General features: G+C 40.3%; 17 protein-coding genes and 3 tRNA genes. 14 read left to right on the top strand and 6 right to left on the bottom strand.

Annotated features, from left to right (window positions below; genetic code table 11):
- Positions 1-23 precede the first annotated feature (23 nt).
- The 6 genes from mnmE to rpmH all read right to left on the bottom strand — a co-directional run bounded on the left by mnmE (position 24) and on the right by rpmH (position 4,329).
- Entirely contained in the window at positions 24-1,403 is a 1,380-nt protein-coding gene (gene mnmE / locus DXD11_RS05140) for a tRNA uridine-5-carboxymethylaminomethyl(34) synthesis GTPase MnmE (RefSeq protein ID WP_117874338.1), read from the bottom strand.
- Between the two features lie 183 nt (positions 1,404-1,586).
- Positions 1,587-2,213 carry an RNA-binding cell elongation regulator Jag/EloR gene (gene jag, locus DXD11_RS05135; RefSeq protein WP_022217387.1) on the bottom strand — a complete coding sequence of 209 codons (627 nt, stop codon included), beginning with the start codon at positions 2,211-2,213 and terminating at the stop codon, positions 1,587-1,589.
- Positions 2,213-3,547 (bottom strand): YidC/Oxa1 family membrane protein insertase, encoded by a 1,335-nt coding sequence (locus tag DXD11_RS05130; protein WP_117874339.1) that lies wholly within the window; start codon positions 3,545-3,547, stop codon positions 2,213-2,215. The genes jag and DXD11_RS05130 overlap by 1 nt, the downstream gene beginning before the upstream one ends.
- An 11-nt stretch (positions 3,548-3,558) precedes the next feature.
- On the bottom strand, positions 3,559-3,771 hold the full coding sequence (gene yidD, locus DXD11_RS05125) for a membrane protein insertion efficiency factor YidD (protein WP_022217385.1): 213 nt from the start codon (positions 3,769-3,771) through the stop codon (positions 3,559-3,561).
- A 4-nt stretch (positions 3,772-3,775) separates the two neighbouring features.
- Positions 3,776-4,117, bottom strand: coding sequence for a ribonuclease P protein component (rnpA, locus tag DXD11_RS05120; RefSeq protein WP_022217384.1), 342 nt, complete (start codon positions 4,115-4,117; stop codon positions 3,776-3,778).
- 77 nt (positions 4,118-4,194) lie between these two features.
- On the bottom strand, positions 4,195-4,329 hold the full coding sequence (gene rpmH, locus DXD11_RS05115) for a 50S ribosomal protein L34 (protein ID WP_004852723.1): 135 nt from the start codon (positions 4,327-4,329) through the stop codon (positions 4,195-4,197).
- A 672-nt stretch (positions 4,330-5,001) separates the two neighbouring features.
- On the opposite strand from rpmH, the gene dnaA reads away from it, so the two are divergent.
- The 14 genes from dnaA (at position 5,002) to DXD11_RS05045 (ending at position 19,267) form a co-directional block, all read left to right on the top strand.
- Positions 5,002-6,369: a chromosomal replication initiator protein DnaA gene (gene dnaA, locus DXD11_RS05110; protein WP_022217383.1), complete on the top strand. Its 1,368-nt coding sequence runs from the start codon at positions 5,002-5,004 to the stop codon at positions 6,367-6,369.
- 398 nt (positions 6,370-6,767) lie between these two features.
- Positions 6,768-7,874, top strand: a complete 1,107-nt coding sequence (gene dnaN, locus DXD11_RS05105; protein ID WP_022217382.1) for a DNA polymerase III subunit beta — start codon at positions 6,768-6,770, stop codon at positions 7,872-7,874.
- Between the two features lie 14 nt (positions 7,875-7,888).
- Positions 7,889-8,098 carry an RNA-binding S4 domain-containing protein gene (locus DXD11_RS05100; protein ID WP_015534430.1) on the top strand — a complete coding sequence of 70 codons (210 nt, stop codon included), beginning with the start codon at positions 7,889-7,891 and terminating at the stop codon, positions 8,096-8,098.
- Positions 8,099-8,130: 32 nt separating this feature from the next.
- A complete protein-coding gene (gene recF, locus DXD11_RS05095) occupies positions 8,131-9,231 on the top strand; it encodes a DNA replication/repair protein RecF (protein ID WP_117874340.1) in 1,101 nt (366 codons plus the stop codon).
- Positions 9,232-9,233: 2 nt separating this feature from the next.
- Positions 9,234-11,153 (top strand): DNA topoisomerase (ATP-hydrolyzing) subunit B, encoded by a 1,920-nt coding sequence (gene gyrB, locus DXD11_RS05090; protein ID WP_117874341.1) that lies wholly within the window; start codon positions 9,234-9,236, stop codon positions 11,151-11,153.
- A 59-nt stretch (positions 11,154-11,212) separates the two neighbouring features.
- Positions 11,213-13,771 (top strand): DNA gyrase subunit A, encoded by a 2,559-nt coding sequence (gene gyrA, locus DXD11_RS05085; RefSeq protein WP_118757904.1) that lies wholly within the window; start codon positions 11,213-11,215, stop codon positions 13,769-13,771.
- 225 nt (positions 13,772-13,996) lie between these two features.
- Complete coding sequence (locus DXD11_RS05080; protein ID WP_015534433.1) at positions 13,997-14,272, top strand: hypothetical protein; 276 nt, start codon at positions 13,997-13,999, stop codon at positions 14,270-14,272.
- A gap of 28 nt (positions 14,273-14,300) precedes the next feature.
- Positions 14,301-15,143: a fumarate hydratase gene (locus DXD11_RS05075; RefSeq protein WP_015534434.1), complete on the top strand. Its 843-nt coding sequence runs from the start codon at positions 14,301-14,303 to the stop codon at positions 15,141-15,143.
- A gap of 18 nt (positions 15,144-15,161) precedes the next feature.
- Positions 15,162-15,758: a Fe-S-containing hydro-lyase gene (locus DXD11_RS05070; RefSeq protein ID WP_015534435.1), complete on the top strand. Its 597-nt coding sequence runs from the start codon at positions 15,162-15,164 to the stop codon at positions 15,756-15,758.
- 192 nt (positions 15,759-15,950) lie between these two features.
- Complete coding sequence (locus DXD11_RS05065) at positions 15,951-17,219, top strand: fibronectin type III domain-containing protein (RefSeq protein ID WP_117874343.1); 1,269 nt, start codon at positions 15,951-15,953, stop codon at positions 17,217-17,219.
- A 183-nt stretch (positions 17,220-17,402) separates the two neighbouring features.
- A tRNA-Ser gene (locus DXD11_RS05060) sits at positions 17,403-17,490 on the top strand.
- Positions 17,491-17,521: 31 nt separating this feature from the next.
- Positions 17,522-17,593, top strand: a tRNA-Asn gene (locus tag DXD11_RS05055).
- Between the two features lie 17 nt (positions 17,594-17,610).
- Positions 17,611-17,681, top strand: a tRNA-Cys gene (locus DXD11_RS05050).
- Positions 17,682-17,797: 116 nt separating this feature from the next.
- Positions 17,798-19,267: an FHA domain-containing protein gene (locus DXD11_RS05045; RefSeq protein WP_243002905.1), complete on the top strand. Its 1,470-nt coding sequence runs from the start codon at positions 17,798-17,800 to the stop codon at positions 19,265-19,267.
- Positions 19,268-19,276 lie beyond the last annotated feature (9 nt).

Raw genomic sequence — 19,276 nt, 5'->3', positions numbered from 1 at the left:
TCCAGTACCTTATATCCTGCAATCTATTTTCCCATACAGAATTCCTTAAATATCTTATCAGCCAGATCATCTCTGGCAGTTTCACCTATTATCAAACCGAGATGTTCATACGCATCCATGAGATCAATGGAGAAAAAGTCTTCCTCCATTCCCATATCTATGCTTTCTTTAACCTTTAACAGTGCATTTTTGGTGCACACAAATTCATTTTTGTGTCGGGTATTAGTGATATAAAGCTGATCATTATATGTCAGTGTACCCTCAAAAAACATCCTGTTCAGAAGCTCATACAATTCTTCACTGCCATCACCGGTCAGTGCTGACAACTGAATTATATCTGCATCTATATATTTCTTAATATCCGATTCGTCTATCTTCTTTTCCAGATCAGATTTGTTGAGTATCACAACAACATTCTTATCCTGTATTCTGGACATGATCCTGTGATCGTTCTCATCCAGGTCAATTGAACTGTCTACCACATAGAGCACAAGATCAGCTTTATCCACAGACTCTAATGCCTTATCCACACCTATCTTCTCAACTACATCATCTGTATCTCTTATTCCCGCAGTGTCAACTATGTTCAGAGTTATACCTCTTACATTTATCACTTCACTGAGCGTATCCCTGGTTGTGCCGGCCATATCTGTTACAATCGCCCTTTCTTCGCCCACAAACATATTCATCAGCGAAGACTTACCCGCATTCGGTTTACCAACAATAACCGTATTTATTCCTTCAGACAACACTTTTCCATTGTCAAATGTTGTCAAAAGGTTATCCACACTATCTACAAGGTTATCCACAATTATTTCTAACTTTTGTGGAAAACCATCCAGACTGTAGTGTTCAGGATCATCCAAAGCAGATTCAATAAACGCCACATTGTACAGAATCTGTTCTCTCATATCAATGATCTTATCCCTAAGTCTTCCCTGAAGCTGCTCCACAGACGTTCTGGCTGCAAAGTCATTCTTTGCATTTATTATATCCATAACGGATTCTGCCTGTGACAGATCTATCCTTCCACCGAGGAATGCTCTCTTTGTAAATTCTCCAGGTTCGGCTGCCCTTGCACCACATTTTATTACCAGATCAAGTATCTTTCGGAGAACTACTGTACCTCCGTGACACTGAAGTTCACACACATCCTCACATGTGTACGTATGGGGAGCCTTCATGACCAGAAGTATAGCCTCATCTATCATTCTGTCATCCTCATACACACCACCAAATGCAGCAGTGTAAGATTTCATATTTACCGCTTTTTTGTTTTTATTTGCAGCGCGGAACAACATGTCTGTTATCTCACATGCCCTGTCTCCGCTGATCCTTATTATTCCAACTCCGGCATTACTCATACCGGTGGTTATAGCTGCAATGGTATCTTCCTTGAACATATCTGTCTTACACTTTTCCTTTCACCGTGATTAAACAACCTATCTATGTAGTGTACAACATTACCAATTCATTTTCCACATAAAAAGACTAAACTGCAACAAAAAAGAGACCATTTTCTCAAATGATCTCTTTCCTGTCACCATAAAATATTGCGATGATCTTTACACGCATCAGCGTGACTATTATTTCTTCTTGAGATATACAATAACCTTACGATATGGCTCCTCGCCCTCGCTTCTGGTTGCTACATACTTGTCGTTCTGAAGAGTAGCATGGATTATTCTTCTCTCATAAGGATTCATTGGCTCAAGAGCAAATGATCTCTTTGATCTCTTAACCTTGAATGCTATATTCTTGGCAAGATTCTCAAGTGTCTCTTTTCTTCTTGCTCTGTAGTTCTCTGTATCGAGCTTAACTCTGATACGTGACTCGCTCTTCTTATTGATAGCAAGTGTTATAATATACTGAAGAGCATCTAGAGTCTGTCCACGCTTTCCAATCAAAATTCCCATCTCTGGTCCCTCAAGATTGATAGACAGAACATTCTCTTCCTCATCAAAATCCATCTGGATCTCTGTCTGGATATCCATAGCCTTGAACAGGCTGTCAAGGTACTCCTTAACATCGTCCAGGAATGTCTTCTTTTTTCTTGCCTTTATGATACAAGGCTTTGAACCTATACCAAGAAATCCCTTTGTCTCTTCGCTGATAACTTCATACTCAAGATCTGTACTAGGGACTCCAAGTTCAACACTGGCCTGCATAAGGGCTTCATCTTTGGTCTTACCTTTGAATTCTAAGAATTCCATTATTTATTTCCTCCCTTATCGTTGCTATTGTTCTGGTACTTAAGCATTATATTCGCCTTAGCTCCTATACTGCCTGGTTTATAGTTTACATTTTCTCTGCGGGTTACATCATCACTGTCAACATTCACTGAATGTGCAGGATTAACATAACTCTTAAGTCTTGAAGAAGCCATCTTATTTATATTCTCTGACTGACTGTTCTCTGTTGGAACGTTACCATTCTGAGCATCCATCATTCTCTCATAGAAAGATTTCTTATCAGGGTTCTTCTTCTTTGCCTGCTTCTTGGCAGCCTTCTCGGCACACTTTGCAAGCAGCTCATCCTTGTCCTGATGATTATAATAAGCATCAACTATAAGCTGAGATATTATCATAATAACAGAACCAACTATCCAGTAAAGACCGATAGCTATAGGAAGAGTTATACAGAATATAAGTGACATGATAGGCATGTAGTACATCATACCCTTCATCATGTTGTTGGCTGTCTGCTGATTGCTATCCATGTTGCTATTCTGTGATGACTTCATGGATATCTTTGTCTGTAAGAACTGCATGAGAGCAGAAACGATAGGAACCACCAAAGCTATTGAAAGCTTCCATCCCGGTGCATCTGCAATATTCAGTCCAAACAGGAACTGGTTCATATTGTGGAACTGATCAACATAGCTTGTGAGAGTAGCATTACCTGTAAGATCAAGATTAGCTATCAGCTTATCCCAATCACTCTTAGAAAACTTATCAAGCACATCAATGATCTGATTCTTTGTAGGGTCATCACCCATCTGTTTCAATGCCATTGTAACTGTGCTTACCTTCGATTCACCTGCTACATCACTTATAGCCTTGACATAATCTGTCTTGGTACTCAGTATCTCTACAATCTTTCCGTAGGTCTTTGTCATTGATGGAACATACGCAGGTATATTCTGGATAACTCTGTACAGACCGTAAAATATAGGTAACTGTATAAGTGAAGTCAGACATCCTGATGCCATGCTGACACCATATTTCTTCTGGATCTTCTGAGTTTCCTGCTGCTGCTTCATCATTGATTCCTGATCAGTCTTGCCTTTATATTTCTTTGTTGCCTTGGCAATCTCAGGCTGGATGAAACTCATGATCTTACTTGATCTCTGCTGCTTGAAATATAATGGGAACAGCGCTCCTCTCAGTACAAATGTGAACAAAATAACGCACACACTGAGATTGACGTATGTGAATCCCATATGGCTTCCAATAAATCCAACGAACATGTAAATCCAATTGAATATCTTACCGAGCAGCCAACAAACTGGTCCGAGTATCATACCATCTTCTCTTGTTAGAAACATAATTTTCTCCTTTATGGAACTGGATCATATCCTCCTTTTGAAAAAGGATTGCATCTAAGTATCCTCCATACTGCAAGGAGACCACCTTTTAAAACTCCATACTTTTCGATAGCCTCAATTGCATACTGCGAACAAGTAGGAAAATACTTGCAGGTAGCATGTCCCTTAAGCGGTGACAAATACTTCCTATAAAATTTGATTAAACCAATAAATATTTTTTTCATTTCTTTACCCTATGTGGCTTATCTTCTTTAACCCACACAAATGCATCAAAGCACTCTCAATGTCCTGACATTTCTTGTCCTTTGATGACGGTCTGGCTACTATCACTATGTCATAGCCAACATCAATATTTGCTCTGTTTAATCGGTAAGCTTCTCTAATCAATCTGGTTACCCTGTGTCTTACCACACTGTTACCAACTTTCTTACTAACAGAGATTCCGAGTCTGTTGTAATCCAAGCCGTTGCTTCTCAGATACATAACTAAATATTTATTGGCTACCGAATTCTTTGTGCTGTACACACTGCCAAACTCTCTGCTGTTTTTTAATGTAATCATCTTACTCATTGTGTAACCACCGAAACTTTGATTATTAGAAAAACTGTTGCTGTGACCCTATAAAAAAAGGTCACAACCATGTGACCTTACGCTGATAATTTCTTTCTTCCCTTAGCTCTTCTAGCGGCCAGTACCTTTCTGCCATTAGCAGTACTCATTCTCTTTCTAAAGCCATGAACCTTAGATCTCTGTCTCTTCTTAGGCTGGAATGTCATCTTCATTACAAAACACCTCCTTCTTTACAAATTTACTTGCCTATTATAAATAAATAGGTAATGTGAGTCAAGCCTTTTTTGCCGTTTTTCCTATATTTTATAAGGATTTCAGCCACTATTTGATAAAGGTGACGAATCGTTCTGGATTAATTAGGTGGATACATTAATATTAATCACAAAATGTTGTGGTTTCATAGATTAATCACATTTTTGTAAGCATTTAATTTTTGTTACCAGTCGCTTTACATAATGTTATCCACAATTTGTTGGTAACTTGTTGATAACTTTTTACTTTTGTGGGTTTAATTCTAAAAAACCCAGTATTTATCGCTGTTTGTGATGTTCACAAATATAAAACAGTCATTTTTTTATATTTACATAAGTTTGAAAATAATAATTATTATGAAACTTATGTAACAAAGTTATCAACATTCCATGTGGATTATACACAAATAAGATTTTTTATTAACTTTTTTATTTTTTTGCCCCTTATTCTCGTTTATTTTGATTTTACCCCCAAATACGTGTACCTAACCGTATAAGCATGTAAAATCAAAATAAAGGCAATTTATCTTGTTTTTAACCTTAATATGCTTGAAATAGGGGTGCATTTATTATAAAATGTAATAGTGTTATTAATAATAGGAAGAATTATTTTTTTGAGGAAGGTTTTTTACGATGAAGGACTTAATATTAGCCAAGTGGAATGACATTTTGAATATACTTGAAAATGAACATGGAATTTCCCATATCATGATCCATACATGGATCGAACCTCTCAAGATATATTCAGTTGAGGATAACAAGGTCTATTTCACTCTGGACGAGGATTACGGACAGAGAGGCGTAGAATTTCTCAAGAGAAAATTATTTGATATATATCTTGAAACAGTTCTCAGAGAGCTCTTTCAGGACGATTCAATTCAGGTTATATTCACACTCGAGAGTCAGATGAGAAAGGATGAAAAGTCCCCTACATATTCAGAGGACTACAACGATGCCATTGCCAAGAGCAATCTCAGACCTGACTACACATTTGAGAACTTTATTGTTGGTGAGAGTAACAAGCACGCTCACGCAACATGTCTGGCAGTTGCCGATTCACCTGGACAGGACAAGTTCAATCCACTTTTCCTGTATGGAGGATCAGGACTGGGCAAGACTCATCTTATGCAGTCCATAGCCCACTATATACTCCAGCACAATAGTAATATGAAGGTTCTCTATGTGCCATCGAACAAATTCACAAATGAGATCATAGAAGCAATCTCCAAGAATAAAACTGAAGAATTCAGGAACAAATACAGAACAGTGGATGTTCTTCTGATCGATGATATCCAGTACCTGATTGGTAAGGCAAGTACGCAGCAGGAATTCTTTGACACCTTCAACGCTCTTCATGACGAAGGTAAGCAGATAATCCTGTCGTCGGATAAGCCACCAAAGGAGATCAAGACTCTGGATGAGAGATTCAGATCAAGATTTGAGTGGGGTGTTCCTATCGACATCCACGCTCCTGATTACGAGACACGTATGGCTATCCTCAAGAACAAGGCTGAGATAAAGGGACTTACCGATATCATCAGCGAGGAGATATTTGAGTATATCGCCAACAATATAACCTACAACGTACGTGAGCTTGAGGGTGCGCTCAACAAGCTCAGCGTATATTCAGAGCTCGGAGATATCAAGATCACTGAGGAACTTGCCAAGAACGTCCTCAAGGATTTCATATCCAAGGATTCCAAGGTGACCATAACACCTGAGCTCATTATCAACACGGTTTCAGAGCATACGAATATATCAGTCAGTGACATCGTATCCACGAAGAGAAGCCAGGATATAGCCACTGCCCGTCAGATATCCATGTACCTGTGCAGAAAGTACACGGACAAGGGTCTGAAGAGTATAGGAGATGCATTTGGAGGAAAGGATCACTCCACCGTGCACAGCAATATACAGAAGGTTGAAGATAAGATTGAGAAGGATCCTGAATTTGCCGAGATGGTTGACGTCATAATAAAGAAGCTTAATCCACAAAAATAGCAAGTTATCCACATTTTTATCTTATAAACTCACTAATTTGTTTATAACCTTACAAACATAACGTGATTGTATATTGTTATTTGATGTTTGTTACATGTTGTTATGTGTTTGAGAATTGTTCTTACGTCAAATGAACCTGATTTTGACATGTTGGTAAATGGTCAGTTTATGAACAGGTTAAAATTGATTAGTAACATGGACACATAATTCTCAAAGCCTTGATTTGTAAGGGCTTGATACACTTTCAACATTATCAAAATCACTACTACTGATACTACTAATTATCTTAATATATTTATAGTTAAGCGCTCGCGCTGTTTGTTGTTATTTGAAGTTATACACACATATCATATTTTGATGATCATTATATTTGGACATGAAAGGAGATCACACTTAAAATGAAAATTTCCATAAGAAAATCTAACTTACTTCAGGGTATAAATATCGTATCAAAGGCTGTCTCAAACAAGACGACCCATCCGATACTGTCTTGTATCCTGGTTGAAGCTGCAGGCGGTGTTATCAAGCTCACAGCTAATGACATGGAGATAGGAATAGAAAGTTATGTTGACGGTACTGTTATAGAGGATGGAAAGGTTGCACTCGAGGCAAAGCTTTTCTCAGATTTCATAAGAAAGCTTCCTGACAGCGACATAACTATAGAGAGTGATAAGGACAGCAAGACACTTATCAAGTGTGAGAGACTTGAGTTCAACATACCTGGAAAGTCAGGAGAGGATTTCTCCAATCTTCCTGTTGTATCAAAGGATAAGTTCATAACCATATCCCAGTTTGCGCTGAGAGAGGTTATCAATCAGACAATATTCTCTATATCAGATAATGAGAACAATAAGCTTATGACCGGTGAGTTATTTGAGGTATCAAACAATAAGCTCAGCGTGGTTTCTCTGGATGGACACAGAATATCCATCAGATATATAGAGCTCAAGGGAGATAATTCAGACATTAAGGTTGTAGTTCCAGGAAAATCCCTCAGCGACATAAGCAAGATCATGAACGGTGGAGTTGATGATCCTGTAAATATTTATTTCACTGACAACAATATATTATTTGAGTTTGATAATACAAAGGTTGTTTCAAGACTGATAGAGGGCGAGTATTTCAGAATAAGCCATATGCTCTCAGTTGATTATCAGATCAAGATGAAGATAAACAAGAGAGAGTTCCTTGACAGTTTGGACAGAGCAACTCTTCTTATAAAGGATTCAGACAAGAAGCCTATCAGACTCAGCATTGATGACAGAACTCTCGGTCTCAAGATCAGTTCTCTCATCGGTTCTCTGAATGAGGAGATAGATATCGAGAAGGAAGGTAACAATCTTGTCATTGGATTTAATCCAAAGCTTATAATAGATGCACTCAGAGTAATTGACGATGAGAATGTAACTATTTATTTCAACAATACAAAATCTCCATGTGTTATCAAGGATGATGCAGAGACATATATCTACCTTATCCTTCCTATGGGAATCAACGAAGAGTAAGAAGGGGTGAGAATATGGAGATAATCAAGTTAAGAGATGAGTTCATAAAGCTTGGACAGGCGCTTAAGGCTGCCGGTCTGGTGGAGTCAGGAGTTGACGCAAAGGAGGTCATAGTTCAGGGACTGGTTGTGGTTAACGGTGAGATAGAGACCAGACGTGGAAGAAAGCTTTATGATGGTGATGAAGTAGAATTTGATGGTGATAAGATAAGTATTCAGAAATAATTGTGGTCGCCATCTTGCAGATGGTGAAGGTTATGTATATAGAGTCGATAGAGCTGAGTAATTACAGAAATTACAGTAATGTGAAAGTAGAATTTGGAAAAAATACGAATATCCTGTACGGCGATAACGCCCAGGGCAAGACAAATATACTTGAATCCATATACATGGCAGCGACTACGAAGTCACACAGAAAAAATACGCAGGATAAAGATATCATAAAGATAGGTGAAGATGAGAGCCATATAAGATTATTTGTCAACAAGAAAGACATATCGCACAAGATAGATATGCATCTTCGAAAGAGCAAAAATAAGGGAGTGGCGATCGATGGCATACCCATAAGGAGGGCCACGGAATTATATGGTCTTCTCAATGTCATATTCTTTTCACCTGAAGATCTGACTATCATTAAAAATGGACCAGCCGAGAGGAGAAGGTTCATGGATCTTGAATTGTGTCAGATAAGCAGATTGTATTATCAGAATCTGGCATCATATAACAGGATACTCAATCAGCGAAATAATCTGTTAAAGCAGATTTATCATAACAGAAGTCTCATGGATACACTGGATGTGTGGAATATGCAGCTTGTGGACTATGGGTCGAGGATAATAAAAGAGAGAAGAAATTTTATCGACATGATGAATGAGATAATTGGGGAGATCCACAGTCATCTCACATCGGGCAAGGAAAAGCTGGAGATAGTGTATGAGTGCAATGTCGATGAAGATAAATTCGATGAGACACTTCAGGAAAAGACTGAGATGGATGTCAGATATTCAAGTACACAGTCTGGTCCACACAGAGATGATATAAGTTTTCTCATAAATGGAATAGACGCCAGAAAATATGGTTCACAGGGACAGCAGAGAACAGTTGCCCTGTCACTCAAGATGGCGGAGATAAAACTTGTAAAAAGGATAATCAATGATAATCCGATATTGCTTCTGGACGATGTCATGAGCGAGCTGGACACCAGCAGACGTGATGCATTGATAGAAGAGATAAAAGATATACAGACTATCATAACCTGTACGGGATATGATGATTTTGTTAAAGAGCAGGTAATAATCAACAATGTTTATAGCGTGGTAGAGGGAACGGCCACCAGAGTAAGAACGGAGGAAGCATGACAATGGAAAATGATAATTATGGAGCTGAACAGATACAGGTTCTGGAGGGACTGGAAGCAGTCAGAAAGAGACCTGGTATGTACATAGGAAGTACATCCTCCACTGGACTTCACCATCTTGTATACGAGATAGTTGATAATTCTGTAGATGAGGCTCTGGCAGGATATTGTACCCACATTCAGGTGTATATAAATGAGGATAACTCCATCACCGTAGTGGATGATGGACGAGGAATTCCTGTTGGAATACATAAAAAGCAGGGAATACCTGCTGTTGAGGTGGTATTTACCATACTTCATGCCGGCGGAAAGTTCGGCGGTGGAGGATATAAGGTATCCGGAGGACTTCACGGTGTTGGTGCATCAGTTGTAAATGCACTTTCAACATGGCTTGAAGTCGAGATTACCAGAGATGGCAAGGTGTACAAGCAGAGATATGAGAAGGGCAAGGTTATGTACAAGCTTCAGGTTATAGGTGAAGCACCTGAGGGAGTATCAGGAACAAAGGTTACATTCCTGCCGGATCATACAATATTTGAAGATAACATATACGATTACGATATACTGAGAAACAGACTTCGTGAGATGGCATTCCTTACAAAGGGCCTGAAGATAAGTCTTACAGACAAGAGACTTATTCCTGAGAAGGTAAGATCATTCCACTATGAGGGTGGTATAAAGGAGTTTGTAACATATCTGAACAGACACAGAGATCCTCTGTACAATGAGGTAATCTACTGTGAGGGAGTCAGAGATGGAATAAGTGTTGAGGTGGCACTTCAGCACAATGATTCATACAATGAATCCACATACAGCTTTGTAAATAACATCAACACACCTGAGGGTGGAACACATCTGACAGGATTTAAGTCAGCCATAACAAAGGTGTTCAATGATTATGCAAGAAAGAATAATATTATCAAGGATAAGGATGACAATCTCTCGGGTGATGATCTGAGAGAGGGACTTGCAGCCATCGTATCTATCAAGATAAGTGATCCTCAGTTCGAGGGTCAGACAAAGCAGAAGCTTGGTAATTCAGAGGCAAGACCTGCAGTTGAGAGTGTTGTAACTGAGCAGCTTACATATTATCTTGAGCAGAATCCGCAGATTGCTAAGATAATTGTGAATAAAGCGGCTGTTGCACAGAGAGCCAGAATAGCTGCAAGAAAGGCAAGGGATGTTGCAAGAAAGGCAAATCTTTCAGACAACATGGCACTTCCTGGAAAGCTTGCGGATTGTTCAGACAAGGATCCAAAGAACTGTGAGATATACATAGTCGAGGGAGATTCCGCCGGTGGTTCAGCTAAGACAGCGAGATCAAGAGCAACACAGGCCATACTTCCACTCAGAGGTAAGATCCTTAATGTTGAGAAGGCAAGAATAGACAGAATCCTTGGAAATGAAGAGATCAAAGCCATGATCACCGCATTTGGAACAGGTATCCATGAGAACTTCAATATAGAGAAGCTCAGATATAACAAGATCATCATCATGACCGATGCCGATGTGGATGGAGCTCATATAGCAACTCTTCTCCTCACATTCTTCTACAGATTCATGCCTGATCTTATCAGGAAGGGACATGTATATCTGGCACAGCCACCACTTTACAAGCTGGAGAAGAACAAGAAGGTATGGTATGCGTACAGTGATGATGAGCTGAACAGTATACTTGATGAAGTCGGAAGAGATCAGAACAACAAGATACAGCGATACAAGGGACTTGGAGAGATGGATGCAGAGCAGCTCTGGGAGACAACCATGGACCCTGAGAGAAGAATACTTCTCAGAGTGGCAATCGATGACGATGATGAGTCAGAGATCGATATGACATTCAACGTTCTCATGGGAGATAAGGTTGAGCCACGTCGTGAGTTTATAGAGACAAATGCCAAGTATGTAAAGAATCTCGATATATAGTATATTGATTAAATAAAAGTGATAAATACAACGAATATCGAGAGAAAGGAAATCAAAAAATGGATGACGATAAGATTTTTGATAAAATAGATGAAGTTGGTCTGAAAAAGACAATGGAACGTTCATATATAGATTATGCCATGAGCGTTATTGCTGCCAGAGCTCTTCCTGATGTAAGAGATGGTCTTAAACCTGTTCAGAGAAGAATACTTCACTCTATGATAGAACTTAACAATGGACCGGACAAGCCACATCGTAAATGTGCGCGTATCGTCGGTGATACAATGGGTAAATATCATCCACATGGAGACAGTTCAATATACGAGGCACTTGTAAAGCTGGCTCAGGAGTGGAATACCAGATATCCTCTTGTGGATGGACATGGGAACTTTGGATCAGTCGACGGTGATCATGCCGCTGCCATGCGATATACAGAGGCAAGACTTTCCAAGATATCCATGGAGATGATGGCAGATATCAATAAGGATACAGTTGATTTCACACCTAACTTTGATGGTACAGAGAAAGAACCTGTGGTACTACCATCACGTTATCCTAACCTATTGGTGAATGGTACATCAGGTATCGCAGTAGGTATGGCTACCAATATTCCACCACATAATTTAAAGGAAACTATCAATGCAGCCATAAAGATCATCGATAACAGAGTGGAAGAAGGACGTGAGACAGAGATAGATGAGATCATGGACATAGTAAAGGGTCCGGATTTCCCTACAGGCGCACAGATACTGGGCAGACAGGGAATAAACGATGCATATAGAACAGGTCGAGGCAAGATAAAAGTACGTGCAATCACAGAAATCGAAACAATGAACAACGGAAAGCACCGCATTGTTGTAACCGAACTACCATATATGGTAAATAAATCACTTCTTATAAAGAATATGGTCGATCTTGTCAAGAACAAGAGAATCGATGGAATCACAGATATAAGAGATGAGTCTTCAAGAGAGGGAATGAGAGTTGTCATTGAGCTTAGAAAGGATGTCAATGCCAACGTAATACTCAACCAGCTCTTCAAGCACACACAGCTCCAGGATACATTTGGATGTATCATGCTGGCTCTGGTGGATGGAGTACCTAAGATACTCAACATCAAGGACATGCTCACATACTACCTGAAGCATCAGGAGGATGTTGTCACAAGAAGAACAAAGTATGATCTGAACAAGGCTGAGGAGAGAGCCCACATATTACAGGGTTATCTCATAGCACTGGACAACATAGATGAGGTCATCACGATCATCAGAAATTCAAAGAATGTTGGAGAGGCTAAGGCAAAGCTGATCGAAAGATTTGGACTTTCCGAGGCACAGGCCGGAGCAATCGTTGATATGAGACTCCGTGCTCTGACAGGTCTGGAAAGAGAGAAGATCGAGAACGAGTACAATGAGCTTATTGCGAAGATAGCTGAGTACAAGGAGATACTTGCAGATGAGAATAAGCTTCTCGGAGTTATCAAGACTGAGCTTGCAGCGATAGCTGACAAGTACGGTGATGAGAGAAGAACATCCATAACTGCATATTCAGATGATATAACAGATGAGGAGCTTATCAAGAGAGAAGAGATAGTTATCTCCATGACAAAGCTCGGATATATCAAGAGAATGCCAAAGGATACCTTCAAGGTACAGAACAGAGGCGGCAAGGGTATCAAGGGAATGAACACCATCGACAACGATATAATCGATGAGATATTCCTTACTAATACCCACAACTTCATAATGTTCTTCACCAATATGGGAAGAGTATACAGAATGAAGGGATACGAGATACCTGAGTCGGGACGTAATGCAAGGGGTGTTGCGATAGTCAACCTTCTTCAGCTTCTTCCTGGTGAGAAGGTAACAGCCATAATTCCTATAGCCGGATTTGACAAGAAGTATCTTATGATGGCTACAAAGAATGGTATTGTAAAGAAGACCAAGATAGAGGCATTTGAGAATATAAGAAAGACCGGTCTGGCAGCCATAACACTGAATGAGGGAGATGAACTCATAGAGGTTAAGGCAACGAGCGGTGAGAATGATGTATTTCTTGTAACTGCCAAGGGTATGTGTATCAGATTCAATGAGGAATGTGTCCGTGATACAGGACGTACATCCATGGGTGTACGTGGAATAAGATGCGACAAGGGCGATGAAGTTATAGCAATGCAGCTTGATGTTCAGGGCGACGAGATGCTCTTCGTAACCACAAAGGGTATGGGTAAGAGAACTGAACTGTCAGAATTTGTCCCTCAGATGAGAGGCGGTAAGGGTGTCAAATGTTACAGGATAACCGAGAAGACCGGTGACATCGTCAGCGCAAAGGCCGTGACAAATGACCATGACATTATGATGATGACCAATGAGGGAATCATGATCAGAATGCATTGTTCAGATATAACTGTAATAGGAAGAATAACCTCAGGTGTCAAGCTTATGAATATCGGCAAGGATGGCAACACATTTGTGGCATCTGTTGCAAAGCTTGCAAGAAGTGATGAAGATGAAGAGGCAGAGGACTCAGAGAATCCAGAATCAGCAGAAAATGAAGTATCAGAGAATGTAGAGAACGATACGGAGAATGATGCCGAGAGTAATTCAGAGGAGTAATTATAATTACAAATAAAGATAGATGTACTGTGTTGTAATATGCAAGACAGTACATCTTTTTTTATGTCCATGGATGTTTACAGATTGTGTGCAAATAGCCGTTATGATATACTTATCTTGGATTACACATTGGGAGAAAATAATCCTGAACGCAGGATTTTGAAGGTTATTATAAAGAGATTGGAATTATGGGAAAATACAACAAAATTATTGGGGGTAAAAGGCATGACGGCGAATGTGATACAGGTGGTGGCATCGGCAGCTACAACGGCTGCATCTACAGTTACAGAGGCAACAACGGAAGGAAAACTGGACAAGATATTCCAGAGTTCCGAGAAGGCGTCTGAACTTTCTTACAGTATAATGAACATCATATATATATTGGCGGCGATGATCATAGTTGTTGCGATATTTACAGTGGTGTTATACATATACAAATTCATCATGAACAGGAGAGATCCAAACTACAAAAAGAACGATGATACGTTCCTGGATGATTAAAACAAATTTATAAAATGGCGGTGAAGAGATGAGAGTTATTGCAGCAGAAGAGATTACCAGAAATGTAAGGGAGATGTGCATCGAAGCAAATGTAAATCTGTCTGAGGATATGGAGAAGGCGGTCAGGGATTCAGTAGAATCTGAGGACAGTCCACTCGGAAAGCAGATACTTGGACAGTTGTGTGAGAATCTGGATATAGCAAAGGAGAATGATATTCCTATCTGTCAGGATACGGGAATGGCTGTTTTCTTTGTGAATGTTGGACAGGATGTACATATAGAAGGAATGAACATAACTGATGCCATAAACGAAGGTGTGAGACAGGGATACACTGACGGATACCTGAGAAAATCAGTGGTAAAGGATCCTCTTATCAGAGAAAATACAAAGGATAATACCCCGGCGATTATACATTATGATATAGTTCCGGGAGATAAAATAGAGATAACTATAGCTCCAAAGGGATTTGGAAGCGAGAATATGAGCAAGGTGTACATGCTCAAGCCGGCAGATGGAGAAGAGGGCGTGAAGGCTGCTGTTCTTCAGGCTGTAAAGGATGCCGGACCAAATGCATGTCCTCCCGTATTCGTAGGTGTGGGTCTTGGAGGAGACTTTGAGCTTGCTGCGAAGCTTGCAAAGAGGGCTCTTACAAGAAAGGTAGGAGTTCACTCAGACAGAGAGCATATAGCAAGGATAGAGAGTGAGCTTCTGGAGATGATCAACAACACTGGAATAGGACCTGGCGGTCTTGGAGGAAAGACCACGGCACTGGCTGTGAACATAGAGACATATGCCACTCACATAGCCGGAATGCCATTGGCAGTTAATATGTGCTGTCATGTGAACAGACACGTTACGAGAGTATTATAGGAGGAGGTTAGGTTCATCATGGATAGACATATAAAGGCACCATTTGACAGAGAAGAGGTAAAGACCCTCAAGGCAGGGGATTATGTATATATAGATGGAATAGTGTACAGTGCCAGGGATGCCGCACACAAGAGAATGTATGATGCCATCATGGAATCAGGATGCGTGGACGCCAGTGGAACTGAGTTATACGAGAAGGGCATAGTTCCTATAGACCTTAACGGCAATGTGATATATTATCTCGGACCGACACCGGCAAAACCTGGACAGGTCATAGGCTCGGCGGGACCGACAACCAGCAGCAGAATGGACAAATACACTCCACTCATTCTCAGCAAGGGTCTGTGTGGAATGATAGGAAAGGGAAAGAGAAGCCAGGAGGTTATACAGGCAATAATAGACAACAAGGCTGTGTATCTGGCAGCCGTTGGCGGTGCAGGAGCGCTTCTCTCCAAATGTATCAAGAAATCCGAGGTGATCGCGTACGATGATCTCGGAACAGAGGCTATAAGGAAGATGACAGTGGAGAATTTCCCAGCTATTGTGGTTATAGATTCAGAGGGACACAACCTGTATGAAACAGCGGTAAAGGATTATCTTGAGCAGAATAAATAATACAGGAATAAAATAAAAAGTATACAGAATCTCAACAATGAATTAGCAAAAATGCACAAAATAATTGTTGAATATTACAGTCACAATAATGTTGACTAAAATATATTAAACTTGTAAAATTTTAATATGAGTTAGTCTCATATTAAATTAATTGTTGTATTAACAAGGGAAAGAAGAAAAAGGAGAGATTTAATGAGAAGAGAAAAAGTTTTCAACAGATCGTTATTGATCCTTGCAATCATGTCAATCATGCTCTTTGCAATGACAATAACAGCATCGGCAGCATCAGGAAGAGCAGTAACAAATCTTCAGCAGACAGATGATACCAAGACAAGTGTCACAGTTCAGTGGAGCGGTAATTATGGAGAGGAATACTTAGTGTATTTATCCCAGGATAGATCTTCAGGATATCAGGCATTAAGTTCTTATACTTCAACATCAAATAAGAAGTATATTTACAATCTTCAGGCCGGCAGAGCATACTATGTAATAGTTCAGACATATGTCAACAAGCAGCTTGTTGGACAGTCAGATCCTCTTCAGGTCATAACAACTCCTGAGAGCGTAGATTACAAGTCAATAAAGCAGACTTCAGGCACAAAGAATAAGATCGGTTTACAGTGGAACAGAGTTTCAGGTGTAACAGGATATGTAGTTGCCAAGATCAGCGGTTCAAAGGTTGAGGCTCAGTATAATGTTACTACAAACAAGGCAACTGTACCTGCAAAGGCCGGAACACATTATAGTGGATATTATGTATATTCATATAAGAGATCAGAGTCAAACTACATAGCACTTGGTTATGGACAGTCAACAGGTACACTCTACTCAGCACCTGTTAACCCACAGTATGTTGCCGATGCAAAGGCAGGAACTCTTATATGGAGTCCAGCTAAGAGTGGAAATGTAATAACAATCGGATGGAAGGCAAATCCAAACTATGACTATCCTACAGGATATCAGGTTCAGATCTACTCTCTCAACGGAAAGACCAGATTATACACAACAAAGGCTACAACAAAGACCAGAGTTAAGATCAACAACGCAAAGGTTCGTAAGGCAATCAACAACAAGGGATTCAAGGTAAGAATCCGTGCATACAAAGAGGCAAATGGTGGTGCTAAGTGCTGGAGCGATTGGTCAGCATTCAAGACAATCATACCTCAGGCATGTGTAAAGAAGAGTAATGTAACTTCTGTAAGCAGCACTGCTGCAAAGGTTAAATGGAAGAAAGTAGCAAATACAAAGTATTATCTTGTATACTATACAAAGAATCCATACGCTTCAAATGCAAAATGGATAAAGAAAAAGGTAAGTGCTAAGAGCAGCTCTTATACAATAAGAGGTCTTAAGGCATATTCTACATTTGGAGTATATGTTATCCCTGTTGTCAAGGTAGGAGGAAAGACCTACAGAGGACAGGCTTGTGAGTATATAAGATGCAGTTACTACTATAGATAAGATAGTAAGAAACATCTACAAAACGATAAGAGGGCGGATACAAAAAAGTATCCGCCTTTTTGTCGTTTTTTGGCTGATTATTTTCTTGTAAAAACTCCTTGACATTCACTGCCAGGTTTGGTATTATAAACAAGCGTCAAAAATTAAATACTCTTTGGTAGGAGATTTTTATTTAGGCATTTTGCAGAAGTACTCAAGTGGCTGAAGAGGCGCCCCTGCTAAGGGTGTAGGCCGTTTGCGCGGCGCGAGGGTTCAAATCCCTCCTTCTGCGTTTCCTTTTTGGGAGATGCTTATGACGTTATTCCTCGATAGCTCAATGGTAGAGCACTCGGCTGTTAACCGAGGGGTTGTAGGTTCGAGCCCTACTCGGGGAGCTTTAATTAAATAATATGGTGCGATAGCCAAGTGGTAAGGCCCCGGTCTGCAACACCGTCATCGCCGGTTCAAATCCGGCTCGCACCTCTCAAGCGGAAGATATATGTAATATATATCTTCCTTTTTTTGTAACCTTGAATATGCTTTTTTTGTCTGTTATACTGTAGAGGTATATTGGCTATTGAAATAGTAGGAGGTGGGGTATGACTCAAATTTTAAAAGATTCAATAAAAATTGAATACAAACTTGATCAGGTTACTCCTATTAGCAAATATGAAATGAATGCCTATAATGTGCCTTTTGCAGGCAACACAAGCATGTGCAGGGAAGTGTTTGTTAAGGGGGAAAGAAAACTCGAATTCTCAATAGATGGGGATATGAGTCTTAGTCAGATAATGCAGAAACCGGTTTTCAGGGATGAACTGGTGGAATACATATTCAGCATAAGCAAGCAGCTTGTGTCAGTCATACAGAATGGACTAGCACTCGAGAAGGTAGTGTGGGATACGAATTATATGTATGTGAGATTTAGTGACTTCTCCATACAGCTTCTGTATCTTCCACTTGAAAGCAAATTTGACAAGAAGGACATTGGGGAGTTCGTGAAGAGCATCTTGTCAGGATTTGTCTATGCACACACACCAGCCATAGAATGTGCTAACCAGATAGTTGATTATTTCAACGATCACAGGGAGTTTGATGCATTTCATTTCAATGAATTTGTGTCAGATCTCAGAGCATCAAGTCAGCTCCTTATAATACAGGGTGAAAAGGGCAAGAGTAAGGTACTCACTTCAAATGAGAATAATAAAGAGCTTGCAATCCACAAAGCCGAGGAGGCAGCCAGAAAGGCTGAAGAGGCAAGAATGCAGGCCGAGAATGAGGTAAAGAGACAGATAGAGGAAGCAAAGTATCAGGCGGAAGTTGCCAGACAGGCAGAGGAGACCCGTATGAAGGCCGAGGCGGCAAGGGTCGAAGCCGAGATATGGAGACAGAAGGTCACTGCTGAGGCAAAGGATTATGAGCAGACAGCGGTACTCACAGCTCAGGATATGTACTCATATCAGGGCAATTCCGATGACAGTGAGAGGCTTAAGGCTGAAGAAATGTTCAGGAATGCCGAGGAGGAGCGAATCAGGGCAGAGAAGGTTTCATCGCAGTATGCAGATGAGATAAGACGTGCCAGAGAGCAGGAGATGCATGCTGAGGAGGCTAGAATGCAGGCAGAATTTGCAGCCCGCAAGAATGCTGAGGAGGCTAAGAGACAGGCAGACCTTGCAAAGATCAAGGCGGAGGAAGCCAAGAGACTCAGTGAGCAGCCGGATGAGGAGCCACCTACAACACTGTTCAGCAACAGAACACTTGTCACAGGCAGCAAGCCGACCCTCACCAGAAAGACTACGGGTGAGAGCGTTCAGATTAATAAACAGGTATTCTGTATTGGTAAGGCTGATCAGGGTGTTGACTATAAGGTAACAGGAAACAAGTCTATAAGTAGAAGACATGCCTATATCACCAGTATCAATGGAACACATTATCTGAGAGATAACAACTCAACAAACCATACATTCCTGAACGGAACTCAGGTGTACAGCAATGTTGATGTGGCTATCCCTGATAACAGTGTGATAAGGCTTTCAAATGAGGAGTTCATATTCAGGATAAATTCTTAAATATGAAGT

The organism is Coprococcus sp. TF11-13, from assembly GCF_003481085.1.
Taxonomy (GTDB): domain Bacteria; phylum Bacillota; class Clostridia; order Lachnospirales; family Lachnospiraceae; genus Coprococcus; species Coprococcus aceti.
The sequence above is the reverse complement of the archived record's forward strand: the minus strand, read 5'-3'. Positions and strand labels throughout refer to the sequence as shown.